Here is a 713-nt window from a genome sequence, read left to right as displayed (position 1 = left end):
TAGGTTGCATATGCAGCTCAAGAGTTTGCATAGGCAACACAGAAGATTGCCTAGACAGGGCTCTAAACTGGGCGCATGGACGCCATAGATCCCGATGACCCGCGGACGCCGCGACGACAGGTGGCTGACCTGCTAAGGGCGGCGATTCTCACTGGCAAACTTGCCCCAGGGAGCCGGATCCCGTCAGGGCCGGAACTGGCTGAGCGGTACAACGTTGCGAAGGTGACGGCACAGCAGGCCGTAAACGAACTGAGGAATGAAGGCTTAGTCGTCTCACGGCGCGGATCCGGCACGTACGTGCGGGAGCGCCCGGAGAAACCCCTCGGCCTGCGGCCGCACCTCGAGCGAGCATTCAGCAGGCGGCAGGTGACCATCGACTTCGCCGGATTTTCGGGAGAAACGCTGCATAATGCGATCTCCGAACCGCTCGATCAGATCCGAGATGGACGGTTCCGGCCCGACTCGATCGCGGTCCGCATCCTTGTGCCCGACCCGACCGTCCCTTGGACGATGCCTGCGCAGGCCCCGGACCTAAGCGACAGCCCGGCGTTCAGGAAACGCGCGAGCCGAATCATGCACCGTCATACGTTCGGCATCGTCGATGAGGTCCAAGAGCTGCAGGACCTCGACCTCATCGAGTCCTCGACCGCCGAAGTGCGGGCTTATCCTGCTGCGCCGATGTTCAAGGTGTACATCGTCAATGGCGACGACGC

General features: G+C 62.1%; 1 protein-coding gene. It reads left to right on the top strand.

The annotated features are described in order from the left end of the window. Positions 1-75: 75 nt before the first annotated feature. A partial coding sequence (locus tag ON44_RS33630) for a GntR family transcriptional regulator (protein WP_083898284.1) occupies positions 76-713 on the top strand: 638 nt, incomplete at its 3' end.

Source organism: Nocardia vinacea NBRC 16497 (genome assembly GCF_000308835.1).
GTDB lineage: Bacteria > Actinomycetota > Actinomycetes > Mycobacteriales > Mycobacteriaceae > Nocardia > Nocardia vinacea.
This window is presented reverse-complemented; position numbering and strand designations above follow the sequence as displayed.